General features: G+C 43.1%; 12 protein-coding genes. 8 read left to right on the top strand and 4 right to left on the bottom strand.

What is annotated here, in order from left to right; all coding sequences use genetic code 11:
• Window positions 1-5: 5 nt before the first annotated feature.
• Together L2703_RS12200 and L2703_RS12210 are read right to left on the bottom strand one after the other, a co-directional pair.
• Window positions 6-3284 (bottom strand): nSTAND1 domain-containing NTPase, encoded by a 3279-nt coding sequence (locus L2703_RS12200; protein WP_248971364.1) that lies wholly within the window; start codon window positions 3282-3284, stop codon window positions 6-8.
• A 655-nt stretch (window positions 3285-3939) separates the two neighbouring features.
• On the bottom strand, window positions 3940-4905 hold the full coding sequence (locus L2703_RS12210) for a 2-dehydropantoate 2-reductase (RefSeq protein WP_248971365.1): 966 nt from the start codon (window positions 4903-4905) through the stop codon (window positions 3940-3942).
• 443 nt (window positions 4906-5348) lie between these two features.
• Here L2703_RS12210 and L2703_RS12215 point away from each other — a divergent pair, with 443 nt between their 5' ends.
• Both L2703_RS12215 and L2703_RS12220 read left to right on the top strand, forming a co-directional pair.
• On the top strand, window positions 5349-6653 hold the full coding sequence (locus L2703_RS12215) for a metal-dependent hydrolase family protein (protein ID WP_248971366.1): 1305 nt from the start codon (window positions 5349-5351) through the stop codon (window positions 6651-6653).
• Window positions 6654-6840: 187 nt separating this feature from the next.
• On the top strand, window positions 6841-7824 hold the full coding sequence (locus tag L2703_RS12220) for a sensor domain-containing diguanylate cyclase (protein ID WP_248971367.1): 984 nt from the start codon (window positions 6841-6843) through the stop codon (window positions 7822-7824).
• Between the two features lie 110 nt (window positions 7825-7934).
• Here L2703_RS12220 and L2703_RS12225 read toward each other — a convergent pair whose 3' ends face one another.
• Entirely contained in the window at window positions 7935-8381 is a 447-nt protein-coding gene (locus L2703_RS12225; protein WP_248971368.1) for a MarR family winged helix-turn-helix transcriptional regulator, read from the bottom strand.
• A gap of 376 nt (window positions 8382-8757) precedes the next feature.
• Here L2703_RS12225 and L2703_RS12230 point away from each other — a divergent pair, with 376 nt between their 5' ends.
• The 3 genes from L2703_RS12230 (at window position 8758) to L2703_RS12240 (ending at window position 10919) form a co-directional block, all read left to right on the top strand.
• On the top strand, window positions 8758-9435 hold the full coding sequence (locus L2703_RS12230) for a type 1 glutamine amidotransferase domain-containing protein (protein ID WP_248971369.1): 678 nt from the start codon (window positions 8758-8760) through the stop codon (window positions 9433-9435).
• Between the two features lie 94 nt (window positions 9436-9529).
• Window positions 9530-10144, top strand: a complete 615-nt coding sequence (locus tag L2703_RS12235) for a glutathione S-transferase family protein (protein ID WP_248971370.1) — start codon at window positions 9530-9532, stop codon at window positions 10142-10144.
• 169 nt (window positions 10145-10313) lie between these two features.
• Complete coding sequence (locus tag L2703_RS12240) at window positions 10314-10919, top strand: hypothetical protein (RefSeq protein WP_248971371.1); 606 nt, start codon at window positions 10314-10316, stop codon at window positions 10917-10919.
• Here the strand turns inward: L2703_RS12240 and L2703_RS12245 are convergent.
• A complete protein-coding gene (locus L2703_RS12245; RefSeq protein ID WP_248971372.1) occupies window positions 10909-11742 on the bottom strand; it encodes a TIGR03899 family protein in 834 nt (277 codons plus the stop codon). The two genes, L2703_RS12240 and L2703_RS12245, sit on opposite strands and share 11 nt — an antisense overlap.
• A gap of 430 nt (window positions 11743-12172) precedes the next feature.
• Between L2703_RS12245 and L2703_RS12250 the strand changes: the two genes are divergently transcribed.
• The 3 genes from L2703_RS12250 (at window position 12173) to L2703_RS12260 (ending at window position 16503) form a co-directional block, all read left to right on the top strand.
• Window positions 12173-13570 (top strand): porin family protein, encoded by a 1398-nt coding sequence (locus tag L2703_RS12250; protein ID WP_248971373.1) that lies wholly within the window; start codon window positions 12173-12175, stop codon window positions 13568-13570.
• Window positions 13571-13620: 50 nt separating this feature from the next.
• Window positions 13621-14772 (top strand): imelysin family protein, encoded by a 1152-nt coding sequence (locus L2703_RS12255; protein WP_248971374.1) that lies wholly within the window; start codon window positions 13621-13623, stop codon window positions 14770-14772.
• A 108-nt stretch (window positions 14773-14880) separates the two neighbouring features.
• On the top strand, window positions 14881-16503 hold the full coding sequence (locus L2703_RS12260; RefSeq protein ID WP_248971375.1) for a di-heme oxidoredictase family protein: 1623 nt from the start codon (window positions 14881-14883) through the stop codon (window positions 16501-16503).
• The last annotated feature ends 133 nt before the right edge of the window (window positions 16504-16636 follow it).

Here is a 16636-nt window from a genome sequence, read left to right on the forward strand (position 1 = left end):
TTTATTTAGGGTTTAGGGCTAAACCTGAAATCGGTTATGGCCGATTGTTGTAACAGTTGCAATAAACTAGGGTGTTGGTCGAGTTCGCCAAGGCAATCGAGAGCTTGAGCATAAGGAACTGTAAATTGGGGAGCATTACTTTTTTCTGCAATAGACGCTAGTAAGACTTTTGATTGCTCACACAGAGTATGTACATCTTTATGCCGGTTTAACGCATTTAGCAATCTTGCAGTTAACATCTTACTTTGAGCTAAATTAATTGAGTAACTCGTGTCTTGGGTGAATTCTATTGTCAATTGCTTAAATGAAGCGATGGCTTTTTGAGCATAAACTAGGCCTTGTGGTAACAGATCTTGTGATGCTAGGTAAGTCGCTGACGAGAGTTGAAATTTAGCCAGCAGTGGATTCTTTTTATTGGAATTTGCCAAAGCGATATCTTTACTAAGATTCTTGGTCAACGTTTCAATACTATAATCCATGTGTTTTTCAATGTATTGGGTGCTAAATGTCAACATATCGAGGTAAGCGTAATACTGTTTAAGCTTCCAAACATCGTTATCTGGATCTTGCTTAAGGGCATTGGTAATTGTGTCTAAGCCCAATTGCGCTTTTGTAAATGCTTGTGATGAGTGTCCTTGATAACTCATCAAACTCGCAAGAAATCGATAACTACTGGTTAATCGTTCTAACAAGTAGGGTTGTTTTTCTATGGCGTTATTGACCAGTAACTGTTGAATTTGTTCATGGATTTTTATTGCTGCATTAATATCGCCTTGGGCGGTGGCGGCGCTGGCAATCCATGAGCGAGTGTCTGCAATATCAGCTATTAGCTGGCTGTTGGTGTTATCTTGTTGCCATAGTTGTAACTTGAGTAGTAACGATTGCTCAAATGCCTCTCGTGCAGCTGCAAAGTTTTGCTGCTTCATGTGTATCGAGCCAAGAGAGTTTTGTGCGTACGACAACTCCATAATGGCATCGTCATCGTTTGGCGCAAATTGATACATGGCTTGGCTGTATGTTAAATATTGTTCGAACCAAGGCTGCGTTGCTGCCCAATCACTTTTATCGTATTCAAGCTGGCCAAGCCAAAAAGCATTGGCTCCTAAGGTTTTAAGTAAACTCAGGTTTTGCGGTTGTATGTCGAGTAATGGCAGCATGCGCTCGCGGGCGGCGATTAAAGCGCTGTGTGCTTCGCCGGTATTACCACGAGAGTAAGCCACTTCGCCCATAGCCTCTAAGGTTTGGCTGTGTTGAAATTGGGCGTCAAAACTTAAGTAGTTGGCGTCGTCGGCAGAAAAGTCGCTGAAATATTCTAATGCTTTATTACTGATACCATCGAGTAAGTCCATGCGGCCAATGCCGCGCATTTTGTCGGCGAATTCACCCACCATAAAACCCAGTAAGTTTTCTGCCGCAAGACGTTTTTGCTGGGCTTGGTTTTCGGCCTCAATGCTGCGTATGCTCATGGCAATAGATATAATCGTTAATGCGGCGAGACTAAACATCATAATACGGCGGCGCCAGCGCCCCATATTGGCTCGTTTGCTTGAGGCCTGTATAAGTGATAATTCTTGTGGTTCCAGAGTGAATAAGGCATTACTGACTAAACTTTGTGCCTCGGCTAAGGGTTTACCTTCTGCCAGTAGATAGGCTGGACTTTTTGACTCAGTTAACCAGCGTTGGGTTTGGTGTTGTAAACGGCTTTTTATGGCTAAACTGTCTTTGTGTTCGCTTATCCACTGGGTTGCGCGAGGCCAACGTCTCAATAGTGCTTCGTGGGCAATACTAAAACAGGCCTTGTCGTATTGCAGGTGCGAAACAAATAGACGATTGTCGACCATTGCTTTTACCAGGTGTTGTTCTGCCTCTGTTTGCAACCTATCCCAGTTAGCCGCTCGGCTGGTCACTGACTTTTCGTCTTCAGATAAGGCCACTAACATGGATAATATGTTAGGTAATGCAGCGCGTTCGGCATCATTTAATTGGGCAAGTACCTTTTCGGCATTTTTACCTATGGCCCCTTCTAGACCACCTAATGAACGGTATTCAGAAACCAAAAGCTGATTGTTCTCATCACGTTTTAAGTACAGCGCTTCTAGTGTGTATTGCAGCATTGGTAGCGCGTCTGGGTTCGATGCCGCATCGCTACACAGAAGCTCATCAAGAGGCATGGCGGTATCTGGATCAATAGACCAGGTCAGGTTGGCTGCATTAGCTGGCAGGCGGATCATTTGCATCAGCTCTGAGCGGCTCGGTGCCGATAAGTCAAAATGTGAACCATTTGCCTTGCCAGCCATTAGGCTAGAGTGGCTTACCACTTGAGGATAAAAATCATTTCGGCAGGCACTAATCACCAGCACAACGCCAGATGTGGCTAATTTTTCAAGGACCTCTAATGCCTCAATTCGTTGTGTTTCACTGTAAATGGGGGCTGATAGGAGAACCTCTAAACGATCGATAAACAAACAAAAGAGTGATGTATTGTGCTTAATATTAGGCTGAGCGTTGGCAATCGCTTGTTGGCATTGCGCAATCACAGCGGGCATATCTTCAACAAGTTGCAATGCCAGATCTTGCGCGCTCAGTTGGGTAAAAACGGGTGTGTCGTTAATTTCCCAGTCGAGCATCGCGCAAGCGATATCAAGCAGTAGCCTTCCTTGGGTGACGTCGGCTAAATCTAGGCTGGCATGATCGACTACACCAACGCCATTAAAGCCTGTGTGGCTTTTAAGGTTAGGGATGACACCTGCATTAATCAAAGAAGACTTACCACTACCACTTGGGCCAAGCACTAAACAAAATGCTCGGCCAAATTCAATTTGCTTGGTAATACGATTTAATAAAGTATCGACTTGCTCTGCGCGGCCAAAAAAAACATTCGCATCATTAGCTTCAAATGCACGCAGGCCAGGGAAGGGCGATTGACCTTGCCATGGCTCATTTTTTACTCGTGTGTGATGACCAATTGGGAACTCAACCTTGGCTAATGTTCGGTATCCGCGTTTACGTATGGTTTCGATATAGCTTGGGTTTGATGCTTGGTCGCCAAGTGCTTTACGCAGTTGTGTCATGACTTTATGAAGTGGATTATCGCCAATGGCGATATCGCCCCAGCACTGGCGAATAATATCGTCTGGGGTAAGCACCTCTCCCTGGTGTTGGCATAATAGTCTCAGTACATCCATGGCTTTAGGTTCAAGGGTGCGGGTTACACTACCTGATTGAACACTGTTACTTTGTGGATTAATTTGCCAATCGCCAAAAAAGAAAGTGCTGTCTTTCATGTTTTATCCAATGAATAAATGTCTAAATAATGTGGCTATCTATCTTTCAAGCTTGTTTTGCCACTACTTGTTGGATATCTATCTAAGGTAAAAACGTTTCCTGTTAAAATCGCTAGGGTCTGTTGAACTTTCAAGGTTATTTTTGCAGCGAATTGTTGGCCATTACTCATATACAAGTGCGCGGCAGAGACTTTGAAGTGTAGTTATTCTACATAAAAAGTCGATAACGCAGTAAAAATGACCAACAAACGCTGCCCACAGGGTTCGGCTAAAAACGTTTTACTCTTTGTTGAATAGATTTTGCTTAGGTGGCTAGGCTTCAATCCATTCGCCTCGATTAAAACGTTTTTAACTCGAACAAAATTCAACCAGCAAAGATCAACAGACCCTAGCAAAAAACGAACCGCTGCCAAAATGGGTGGATTAAATGCAGTTGATTTGTGGCGAGCCAGTTGCACTGACTTGAACACCTATCTTGTCGTCATTTAAACGCGTTTCATTCAGTGTGCCGATGGCTCAGCCCAGGTCAACTTACATTGCCTTGATTATGTGTCAGCCATTATATCGATTGTTGTTAAATTGTAACTTAGCTTTACATCAGTATCGACACATATATCTGGTACGCAGTCTGGTTAAATAAATAATGCAAATGGTATTAAACGGATTGTTCTAATTTATGTATTTGTGCAACGATGGCACGATTAATTGGGGTATTAACACCATATTGTTTACCTAGACGTACAACCGCGCCATTAATGTACTCGATTTCTGTTTTACGTTTGGCCTGTATGTCTTCCCACATTGATGAGCGCGCTTGCGGGTCAATGTCGAGCATTTGTTTTGCCAGTAGGGTAAATAACACATTGGGCAGCGACAAAATAAGCGGCAACCATTTGGGCTTCACTTTAGTGTATTGATGCAGCGCTATGTTAGCGGCTTGGCATACATTGAGCCATTCGGTCATGGCACCGGCTAGTTGACGGCGACTCTCACGCTGGCTGAGTTGTTGTTTAATCGGTAGGTCGGTTATGGCATTTAATGCGTTATTTAGGTTTAACAATAGTTTGCCGTAAATCACTGGTGCCATATCGGGGTGTAAGTCACAGCCAAAACCTTGAGCTTGCATTGCGGTTTGTATCGTTTGGGTACGCTCATTTTGCTGTAAGGTGAAAACGCCTTCAGTGCCTTTATGAAAACGCCCACCCGTTTGTTGCAACACATTAAAAGGGGTTATGCCTTGCAGTAAATTACAGTGTTTTAGCGTATCTTTGATGGTATCGAAACTGCCTAAGCCATTTTGCATAAAAATAATGCTGCTGTTGTTGTGGGTGATTTCGATTAAGGTATTGGCAATACTGGAAACTTGATGGCATTTCAACGTGACAAATACCACATCAAAAGCGGCATATGCTGTTGGGGTTTGTTCTATATCGGTGATCATCTTTTGTGGCATCACAGTGGCTAGAAAGCCTTGATAATCACTCATGGTGATGCCGTTATTTGCGAGGATGGTTTGCTTTATTGTCGGCCTGCAAATTAAGCTAACATCAAAACCAGATAAACACAGTTGTCCTGCTAAATAACAGCCAGTTGAACCCGCACCAAAGATGGCAATTTTCATTATGTCGTTTCTCTTTATAAGGGGCTGTTGATTTTTCAAGGTTATTTTTGCAGCTAATTGTTGGCCATTACTCATATACAAGTGCGCGGCGAAGACTTTGAGGTGTAGTTATTTTACATATCTACATAAAAAGTCGATAACTCAGTAAAAATGACCAACAAACGCTGCCGACAGGGTTCGGCTAAAAACGTTTTACTCTTTGTTGAACGATGCTTTACAAATAAAGAGTTGCTTAGGTGACTAGGCTACAATCCATTCGCCTCGATTAACACGTTTTTAACTCAAACAAAATTCAACCAGCAAAGATCAACAGGCCCTAGCAACTTCGCAATCAAATCAGTGTCACTTAAAGGGCGCTTGTTATTAGTTGTAACATATCAAAACTTGTAACATATCAACCTTTTTGTCAGTGTAGAACTTTTAACTTGCGGATAATAATAAAAATGAAAAATCATTACATAACTACGCTAGCACTGAGTTGCTTTGCGCTAAGCGCTTCGGTTATTGCGGCTGATATTAAAGTGATCCATGCCGGTACAGTATTAACTCTGGCCGGAGAGTCGCCACTGACTGAGCGTACGTTGGTCATTACCGATGGCGTAATTACCTCAATAGAAAAGGGATACCTCACAGGACCAATGCCAACAGCGACAGACACTGTTGAAGTTGTGGATTTAAAAAATCGCTTTGTTATGCCGGGGCTTATGGACATGCATGTACATTTACAAGGTGAACTCGGTCCTAAAAATGACAGTGAAGCATTACGCATGTCAGATGCCGATGTTGCAATGCAAAGTGTTTATTTTGCTAAAAAAACCTTACTTGCAGGGTTTACGACAGTACGTGATTTGGGGGCAAAACCAGAGCAAATTTATGCATTACGTGACGGCATTAATAAAGGCTGGATTGATGGGCCGAGGATTATTGCATCTGGCGGTGTATCGGTGACGGGCGGCCATGGTGATGTTGACGGCATGAGCCCAGATTTACTTGATAAATACACCTCAAAAACCATTTGTGATGGGCCTTATGATTGTCGACGTGCCACACGCCGAGCCATTAAATTTGGCGCTGATGTTATAAAAATCACCTCAACCGGTGGCGTATTATCTGACACCAATACCGGTACGGGGCAACAAATGGATGATGATGAATTACGTGAAGTCATCCAAACCGCTCATGCATTAGGGCGAAAAGTAGCCAGTCATGCTCATGCTGCGCAAGGGATTAATGCTGCACTGCGTGCAGGTGTCGACAGTATTGAACATGGCAGTTATGCCGACAAAGAAAGCATTAAGCTAATGAAGCAAAGCGGCGCATATTTAGTGCCGACGTTATTGGCCGGTGACACTGTGGTTGCAATGGCCAACAGTGCGGGTGCTGACTTTATGTCACCAGCCATCAAAGCTAAAGCGATTCGAGTTGGTTCAGATATGATGGCAAATTTTACTGCGGCATATAAAGCGGGCGTCAACATCGCTTATGGTACCGACAGCGGTGTGTCGCATCATGGTAACAATGCCAAAGAGGCTGTGTTAATGAGTCAAGCTGGCATGAGCAATAGCGATATTTTAAAAAGTGCCACGATAAATGCCGCTAAATTGATTGATATGTCGGATTCATTAGGTTCATTAGCGGTTGGGAAACAAGCAGACATTATTGCATTATCAACCAGCCCGCTGGAGCAAATAGATACATTACTCAATGTGCCTTTTGTGATGAAAGCCGGGGTTATTTATAAACGTTGATGTTAAATTAACCGTCATGGTGCCTGTAATTGACGTTTATCGCGTCAATTAAGTTATTTTTATTCATTAAGCTCATTATTTATTTGATTTGTTTAGCTTGTTTTCACATACTAGCTAAAGTTAAACAGAGTTGTTTGACTAAATAATAGCAAGCACATGGATGTGGATTGAAAGCTAAGGAATGCTCATGTCGATTGATAATATAGCGTTGTTAATAACCGTGTTACTGGGTTTAATCGCCTTGCTAATGTTGTTCAATTTACGTGAATATCACAAAACCCAATCTAAAAAACAACAGCTCAATTCTTACGAACAAATCCTCGACCAAGTTGGTGCTTATGTTTACGTCAAAGACGTGAACTGCCGTTATGTTTATGGTAACAAACTTACCTTAGATTATTTTGGGGTCACTCAAGAGCAGTTAAAAGGGACGAGAGATCAACAATACTTCCCATTAGTGGTTGCCGATGTCTTGCAAAGAAATGACCGTAAGGTACTGTCTAAAAAGCAAAAAATGACTGACGATATTAAAGTTGATAGCAATGGTCAACAACTTGTGTTTCATGAAGTAAAACAACCATTATTTAACAAAAAAGGGAAGTTAATTGGGTTAATTGGTATTTCTACCGAAATTACTGAAGAGTATCATTTACGCTCTGAATTAGAACAACTTGCCAATACCGATCCATTAACCGATTTATTTAATCGTCGTTCATTTACCGCATTTAGTGAGCATGAGTTCTCCAGGGCGATGCGATATTTTAGCCCCTTATCCCTTATGATGATTGATATCGATTTATTTAAAAATATCAACGACACCTATGGCCATTTAGTGGGTGATGAAGTCATAAAACGTGTCGCCTCTATTTGTGATGAACACATACGTGAGTCAGATATTTTGGCTCGTATAGGCGGCGAAGAATTTGCCATTTTATTGCCAGACACTGACATCGACTCAGCGTTTAAACTGGCAGAGCGATTGCGACTCGCCCAGCAAAATCACCAAGAAACCATTCTTCCAATCAATGATAACTTGCCCCAAATAACAATTAGCATTGGGGTGTCGTCTATACATGCAAAAGATAAATCATTTGCTGACATGTTTGCACGTGCAGATAAAGCCTTATATTCATCGAAACATATTGGCCGAAATAGCGTCAATGTCGCGTAGACGTGAAACAGTAAAAAGCATCATGCCGACTTAAAGGATTAAATTAAGTTGTGCGCAATTTATTATTGTTGTTATGATGTGAGGCAGATGTGCACTGTAAGCGTTGACGATTAAAAATCAATGTGATCAACCAATTTCGCCTTAAATTTTTCGAGCAACAATTTGAGTTGATCCATCTCCTCAACACTTACACCACATTGTTCAACAATACTGTTATGTATCGATTGCGCCTGTGGTTGTTTTTCTCGGCCCAATTCAGTGAGTTGTAAACATAGCTTACGTCCGTCTTGAGGCATACGAACGCGTTTGACTAAGCCATCAGACTCTAGGCGTTTAATCACTGGTGTGAGCGCCCCTGATTGTTGCCCCAATTGGTTTGCGACATTTTTTAAGCTTAAGCCGTCTTGTTCCCACAAAATGAGCATGACTAAATATTGAGTGTAAGTTAGGCCAATAGACTCAAGCAAAGGCTTATAAAGTTGAACAATGGCTAGCGAGGTTGAGTAAACCGCAAAGCAAAACTGATTATTAAGTCGAATAGGTGGGTGTTCATTCATAATTTGGCGCTCAGCGATTCTAAATGGTTTTTTGATCAACCTAAGTCATGTTTTCGTACAACATGGCTTTATTGGCAGATAACAGGCCCTAGTAGTGTACTTGTATATACCACTAAAGGCTATGCTGTTTTTATGTACAACTCGACATGGGGTTTTCATTGTTATTGAGTGGATTAAGCAAAGTATATGCACTGCTATAGTCAGTTTTATAGTCAGTTTAAATAGTTACTTTTAATAGTCACTTTTAATAGTTACTTTCGATTCTATTTTGCGTTAACCACAACCAACTACATATTTAACAGCCACAGTAAATAATAACAGTAACTGCTAGCCCAATAACTGCTAGCCCAATATTGACCCAAATAAAGGATATAAAATGAAAGTATTAATGGTATTAACCTCACACGATCAACTTGGTGACACAGGTGAAAAAACGGGCTTTTGGTTAGAGGAGCTTGCAGCTCCTTATTACACTTTTGCTGATAAAGGCATCGACGTGGTGTTAGCGTCACCCAAAGGTGGCTTACCACCGCTAGACCCTAAAAGTGATGAAGCCGATTTTCAAACGGATGCAACACGTCGTTTTGCAGTTGATACAAAAGCCCAAGCATTACTGGCCAACACACATGCGTTGGCGACAATCAATCTAGCTGATTTTGATGCCGTATTTTATCCAGGTGGCCATGGTCCTTTATGGGATTTAACCAACGACAAAGATTCTATCGCACTGATTGAAGCGTGTTACAACACAGACAAACTCCTTGGTTTAGTGTGTCATGCACCTGGTGTGCTTAAGTACCCTAAAAAAGCCGATGGCACACCGTTAGTTGCCGGTAAAAATGTTACTGGTTTTACCAACAGCGAAGAAGAAGCCGTGCAGCTAACCAACGTGGTACCGTTTTTAGTGGAAGACATGCTGCAAGAAAATGGCGCCACTTACAGCAAAGCAGATGATTGGCATCCTTATGCGGTTGTTGACGGCAAATTGATTACCGGCCAAAACCCCGCGTCTTCAGAGCTTGTTGCCGAGAAAATGTTAGCGATGCTGAGCTAACCCAAATTTGCTCGAGTAGCAGATTAACCAGTACATCCATTAGCCCAGTGACATGTTATTGGGCTGATTTTATTGCTTAAAGGAAGGATGGCAAATGATTAAATTACACCATTTAAATAAGTCACGTTCAAAACGCATTATTTGGTTACTCGAAGAACTCGGCGTGGAGTATGAGTTAGTTGCTTACCAGCGCGATGCAAAAACTTTTTTAGCGCCAGAATCGCTTAAAAACGTTCACCCGCTAGGCAAATCACCCGTGCTTGAGGCTGACGGTTTGACTATTGCAGAGTCTGGTGCGATTACACAATACCTTATTGAAACCTATGGCGCAGATAAATTAATGCCAGCTAAAGGCAGTGCTGATTACATTGACTACATACAATGGATGCACTTTGCCGAAAGCTCGGCTGCCTTACCCTTGTTGTTAAAAATATTTGTCAACATGGAAGGCGGTGAAACTCGATTTATTGGTAAGTATGCCGATGTCGAGGCACAGAAAGTGATAAGTTATGTGGATAAGCGACTTGAAGGAAAGCGTTATCTTGTTGGCGACAGCCTAAGCGGCGCCGACATCATGATGTCGTTTATTGCAGAGTTGGTTGGGCAAAATGGCGACTTTGAAAAGTACCCCAATATTGCTCAGTATTATCAACAATTATTGACTCATGAAGCGTTTAAGCAGGCGCTGAAAATCGAAGCTGATAATTAACATATACCGGCAAGACGAAAGGCGGATTTGATTCGCCTTTTTTATACGTATAAAAAACAAACTCGTTACACAGTAAAAACGGGTAAAGTTATTGAGCAAAGTTTGTTCAGCATCATACTAAGGTGTTAGAATAATGGCTGGTTGGTAAGATTTTTGTTTAGGATTGTCTATGTCTACTTTATCTAGAGAAGAGTTAGCCTACTTTAGCGATGTGTTTTCGCCAGAGTCTTCTGGTGATTCTGAAGATAATGTATTTTCAAAACATTCGCTGAGCGTAGCAACTGAAATTCCACAAGTGTTATCACACATATTGGGTAACGCTAAACTCACCCTATTGGCAGAAATAAGCTATTACCGCTTGTGGTTTCCATTGCAATTAAAGCAAGATGAGTTTGGTCAGTTTACGCCAGAACTCGGTATTCCTGAAGTGGTCGACATGCGTGGCGGTGAACGAAGTTGGCGTATAGATGACTTAAAAGATGTACGAGTCATGGACAACGAAACGTCCAAATTTGTAGAGGTGTTGTCTTTGTCTAGTTCAGGCATCACCATAAAAATCCCAAAAGAGCTCGATACTAAATCGCCACGCCATACTCAGCTTATTTTACCTAACGGCACTCATGTTGATATGGAGTTTGAACCCGTCAGAACGGAAAATGGCGTGATGGCAGCAAAAATTAGCGCAGAAGGTGAGTCGCGCCAACTTTTAAGGCAGTTTTTGTTTAGCCAGCATAAAGCCAAGTATTCACATCTTTATGAAAACATTAACCGTTAACTTTAAAGTCTTTTGCTAATATCACTTTCATTGCATTGATAAAGTCCAAATCATTTTTGGCTTGGATCAATTGGCACAATTCATCGCCCACCGTAGTGAATCGATAGTAAGTGAACAACAAGTGCTGCCCTTTAGGTTTTAAACTGATATTGGCATGGCACAAGGTTAATTGAATCTCTTCGTTACGGTTTAATAAGCCGGTTTCAAACTCACTTTTATGTAAAATCCCCGCATCGACCAGGGTTAAAATATTTGAATAAGGCAAGCCAAATTGCGACAAGCCAAAGTTAGCTTGGTTGTGTTTACGAAAATATTGAGTCAGCCCACCATTTAGCCGATAACCACTTAATAGCTTAAACCTCGGTTCAGTGTTTATTTTTACCGACATGCCCAACGCTTTTTCAAAAATCTGTGCTTCGCGCAAGGTTAATTGCTTTAACACTGCTAACGTGCGCAGGCTAAAGTTGCCAGGATTGACGATTTCGCTTGCTAAAATCCGCGCCCACAAATCTTGCATTTTACGATTGTGTATTTGTTCTGCCATTTGAAAAAACTGATAACGCCAGTCTGGGTCTAACTCAACGCCAGTCACATCTGAGGGAGTATAATTAAGGGCGAGGGCAAAAATACTCTCAAGATTACTTTGATGCTGGCTAAGTTGTTTACGCAGACGATGCTCAGCACGCTCTGCGATAGATGCCGATGATGGACGATATTCATCTTCGCTTGCTAAACCAATAACACGCCCGAGTAACAACGCCTTTTTACGTGCAGACACTTGCGTATTGTCATCGGGTAGATCTATTACGTCCATATCAGCCATAACCATCCAAAATAAATTTAACGAACTGATTTAAAAGGCGCCTGAGTTGGCGCCTCGTTAATGTTTTGCTGTTTGTTTGCGCCGTAAAATCAAATAAACGCCTGTTTTTTTGATTGCCATCGACGCTATTTCAATATGATTTATCGCCTCAATATGAGTTTAACTATGCCCTAGATTTATCTCATTTCCAACTAAATGCGTCGTTATTTAATGGCGATAATCCACTCTTGTACAGCGCTAATATAGCGCACTTCACCCTGGTTTTATGCGTGTGAGTACACAAGGAAATAAGCTGTAATAGTGAGTGAACGCCAATCTTTACAAAGTAAATAGAAATGTAAATTGTAATGCGAATTATTATCAATATGTGTATGGTTGTGTGCAGTTTTTGAAAATTGTTAACGCGTTGTGCGTTTTGTTGGAGAGATAAATGAACCTAAAGTTAACCTTGCTGGCGGTCTCTGTCGCGAGTGCGTTCAGTCTAATGACTCAAGCGCAGGCAGCCACCGATCCAGAGACGTTAGCCAAAGCCATTGCCAAGCAAGAGGCTGAAATTGCTTTACTTAAACAACAATTGGCAACACTTGCAACAGAGCAAAAACAGCAACAGCAAAATAATACCGACGTTGCCAAGCAGGTTGAACAAGTATCGCACCATGTTGCTAAAGCAGATGACCGCTTTAGCCGCTTTAGCTTTGCATCCTATGGTACTGCCAATTACACCAGCGATGAATATTTCGATAACGTGCAAGATACCACTGGTGAGCGACGTAACCGCACCGATCTTGAGCGTATTGTGACTGAATTTGGCTATCAATTTACCGATCATTGGAGCATGGAAGTTGAAATCGAATACGAACATGGTGGTACAGGAACAGCATTAGAATATGACGGTTTTGACGAATTTGGTGAGTTTGAATCTGAGGTCGAAGCTGGCGGAGAGGTGCTTGTTGAAAAGGCTGAGATCCGTTACCGCCCCAGCCAAGCGTTTGGGGTTAAGTTTGGTAATATCCACTTGCCAATGGGTTTAACTAGTATTTTACACAAACCTAATCAATACCTTACGGTGCAGCGCCATAAAAGCGAAGCGGCAATGATGCCGGCCGTCTGGAATGAAAATGGCATTGGGGTTTACGGTGAAATTGCCGACTTTCATTACCAGGCTCAGGTGGTCAGTGGGTTAAATTCTGAATACTTCCGCACCTATGACTGGGTCGCTTCAGGCCACCAAAAACGCTTTGAACATGTCAACACTGATGATTTAGCCTTTGCGGGCCGTCTTGATTACGGCAATTTTAAAACGGGTAGTGCCGTTGGGGTGGCGTATTACTTTGGCAATACAAGTGGTAATAGACATAAAAGTAACAAGTTAGATGACGATGGCGCACTGCGCATTGTGTCTGTTGCAGGCGCTTTTGTTGAAGGCCCGTGGATACTGCGTGGTCAATACCTCTATGGCACGTTAGATAACGCCGATGCCATTACGCAAGCCAATAAAACCACCCCTGGTTTACGCCCAGGCAACTTTGCGCAACTAGGGTCAGAGTCGCAATCATTCTTTGTCGAAGCCGGAGTCAAACTCGACGAATGGTTTGATTTACCCATGACCGTTTTTGCCAATATTGATTATTCCAACCCGCTTATGGATGTCGAAACCGGCACCGCAACCAAGCGTTATGAAAATACCTGGAGCAGTGTGGGTATTAACTACTTCCCAATCCCAGAAATTGTGATTAAAGCCGAAGGGGGGCTGCATCAAGTCGCCGTGGCGAGTATTCCAGACACCGAATTTTTTGCGTTAGGTGTTGGGTACCAATTTTCACTTTAAGTCAGTTTATTTAACGAGTACGACCTAAATTTATTAAATGGAGTTTTATTATGCGTTTTAACTACACCGTAATCTCATTAGCATTAGTGGCTACATTATCTGCGTGTGGTGGTTCAGGTTCTGATTCTGGTGACACAGAAACCCCAACAGTTGGCTTTAGTTTTGCCGCGACAGAGATGATCACCAACATTACCGATGACATTATTGTGGCCGGATATGCTGACTTGGCCGCCCAAGGCGATGCATTACTTTTAGCAACACAAACATTATTAACGTCAACTTCGCAGGCTGATTTAGTCGCCGCGCAAAACGCCTGGAAAGCCGCAAGACAACCCTGGGAGCAAGGCGAGGCGCATATTTTTGGCCCGGTAGATTCGTTAAGTATCGATCCGCACTTAGACAGCTGGCCGCTCAATACCACAGACTTACAAACTCAGTTGGACAACAGCGAAGGTTTTGATGCCGAAACCATTAAGGGGTGGAACGACGACGTGCAAGGTTTCCATACTATGGAGTACCTATTATTTGGCGACGGTGTGAATAGCAACACTAAACAAATTGCAGACTTAACCACCAAAGAGCGTGAGTATCTTATTGCCCTTGCAGAAGTGTTTCGTGACTATGCCGTACAGCTTGATGACGCATGGCAAGTAAGCTACAACCCGCAAGACACCAATGCCTTACCTTATGCCGAGTTACTTAAAACGCCTGGTGATGCCAACAATGCGATTTATTCATCTGAGCTTGCGGTGATTGAAGAATTAATTAACGGCATGATTGGCATTGTAGATGAGGTAGGTAACGGTAAAATTGCCGATCCATTTGGCGAGTCGCTAGCCACTGCCGACACGTCTAAAGTGGAGTCTCAATATTCTTGGAACTCGTTAACCGACTTTGCAGACAACATTATTGGTGTGCGCAATGTGTATCAAGGTGAGTTGACCGGCTCGGCCGATAAAACCGGGCTGATTGATTTTGTTGCTGCTGCCGATGCACAGTTATCTGCCCGAGTGGCGAGTGAAATTGACGATGCCATTACTAAAATCCAGGCTATTTCTGGCACCACTGACATGCCATTTCGCCAAGCTATTTTGGATGAAGCGGGGCGCGAGCGGGTACAAACTGCCGTTGATGCCTTAACGACATTACAAACCTCTTTAGAGTCAGACGTACTTCCGCTGTTATCTGAGTGGAATTCATAGTCTGTCTTTGTTTGGCCTATATCACTTTGGTGTAGGCCAAACATCACCGCCAACGCTTACCAAAACAACACAATTAGAGTAAGCGTGGATCATTTGAGTGAGCCTGTAATGAATCATTTATCGACCCCCCCTTATTTTTTATTAGCCTTGATGGGGCTAACCTTAACGGCATGTGGTGGCAGTGGCGACGACAGTGGCGCACCCACCACACCAACAGTGAGTTATCCATCTTATACAGATGTCATCGCGTTAGGCGGTGACACCACAACCTTTGATGCCAGTAACTCTGGGCATGGATTTTCTACCCCGTCATTAAACTTAACCGAAGATGAGCTTGCATTGCACCTAGAGGGCGATGCTAATTTTGAAGCGTCATTTACCACTGCACCTAACAGCGAACACCCAGAGTTAGATGGTTTAGGGCCGGTATTTAATAACGCCGATTGTAATTCATGCCATCAACGTGATGGCCGAAACTCAACGCCGTTTTTAGCGGCTGACCAAACTCGAGTCAAACTCGACTCTTCTGCTGGGATTTTTTTACGGATCAGCAAAGCTTCCGATCAACCCTGTACCGTTGGTACGGCAGACAACCAATATTGCGCCCCCATTAAGGTGCCTGATTTTGGCGACCAACTCTTTCATCGTGGGGTATTAAAAGCCCGTGCCGATTGGCAAAACAATGCGTTTGTCGGCCAGGCCGATGTGTATTTATCTTATGAACGTCACGATGTGACTTATGCCGACGGTGTAGTCGTTAGCCTTAAAAAACCGATTTTTGAGGTTGAAAATCCCTACGACGCACCCGGCGAAACCAAACAAAGCGCCAATGTTACCTCCAATTTATTGCAAGACGATGTGTTAATGGGCTGGCGTAATGGCATGCCAGTCTTTGGCCTAGGGTTACTCGAAGCCATCCCAGAAGCGAGTATTCTGGCAAATGTCGATGCAGATGACAGCAACAACGACGGCATTTCAGGCCGTGCAAATTGGGTATTTGATGCAGTAAAAGCGCAGCAAGGTGACGAAAATCCCGTCTCTTTAGGCCGATTTGGCTGGAAAGCCAATACCCCTAGTGTGCGGGTACAATCGTTAGGTGCTTTACGAGGCGACATTGGTATCACTAACCCACTGTTTCCCGATGAAAGTGTCGCTGGCACCAGTTTGCACGACTCGTATTTAACGCGAACTGGGTTTATTGATACTGGCGAAGATGCCAATGGCGAGCCTGAAGCCAGTGCAGCATTTAGTGATTCGGTGGTTTTTTATGCCGAAACATTAGCCGTGCCAGCAAGGCGCAATGTTGACGATAGCGATGTTCGCGAAGGTGCGCGGCTGTTTGAACAGCTTAATTGTAGCGGTTGTCATACACCGTCGTTTGTCACCAAAACCTCGGGCGATATTGGTGGTTTACCGATGAGTGACAGTTTAAAAGGCCAAACGATTTATCCATTTAGTGACATGTTGTTACATGACATGGGCGAAGGCTTAGCCGATGGACGGCCAGACTTTTTAGCCGACGGTAACGAGTGGCGCACCCGCCCATTATGGGGCATTGGGTTAACGCAAACGGTTAATCCGCAAGCGGGTTTTTTACATGATGGCAGGGCCGCAACACTAGAAGAAGCTATTTTATGGCATGGTGGAGAAGCGCAGCAATCAACTGATGAGTTTATGGCACTCAGTCAAGATGAGCGTAATCAAGTGATTGTGTTTTTACGCTCGTTATAATCAAGGTTACATGTAACATGACGACTTACCCTAGCGGGTTAGCTAGGGTATTTTGTGTATTACTTCACATTGCTACCATAGCGGGTTGCAATGGCGTGATCGGTTTCATGTAAATTTGTTATTCAGTCAGCTA

The organism is Shewanella basaltis (assembly GCF_023283885.1).
In the GTDB taxonomy this organism is placed as follows: Bacteria; Pseudomonadota; Gammaproteobacteria; order Enterobacterales; family Shewanellaceae; genus Shewanella; species Shewanella basaltis.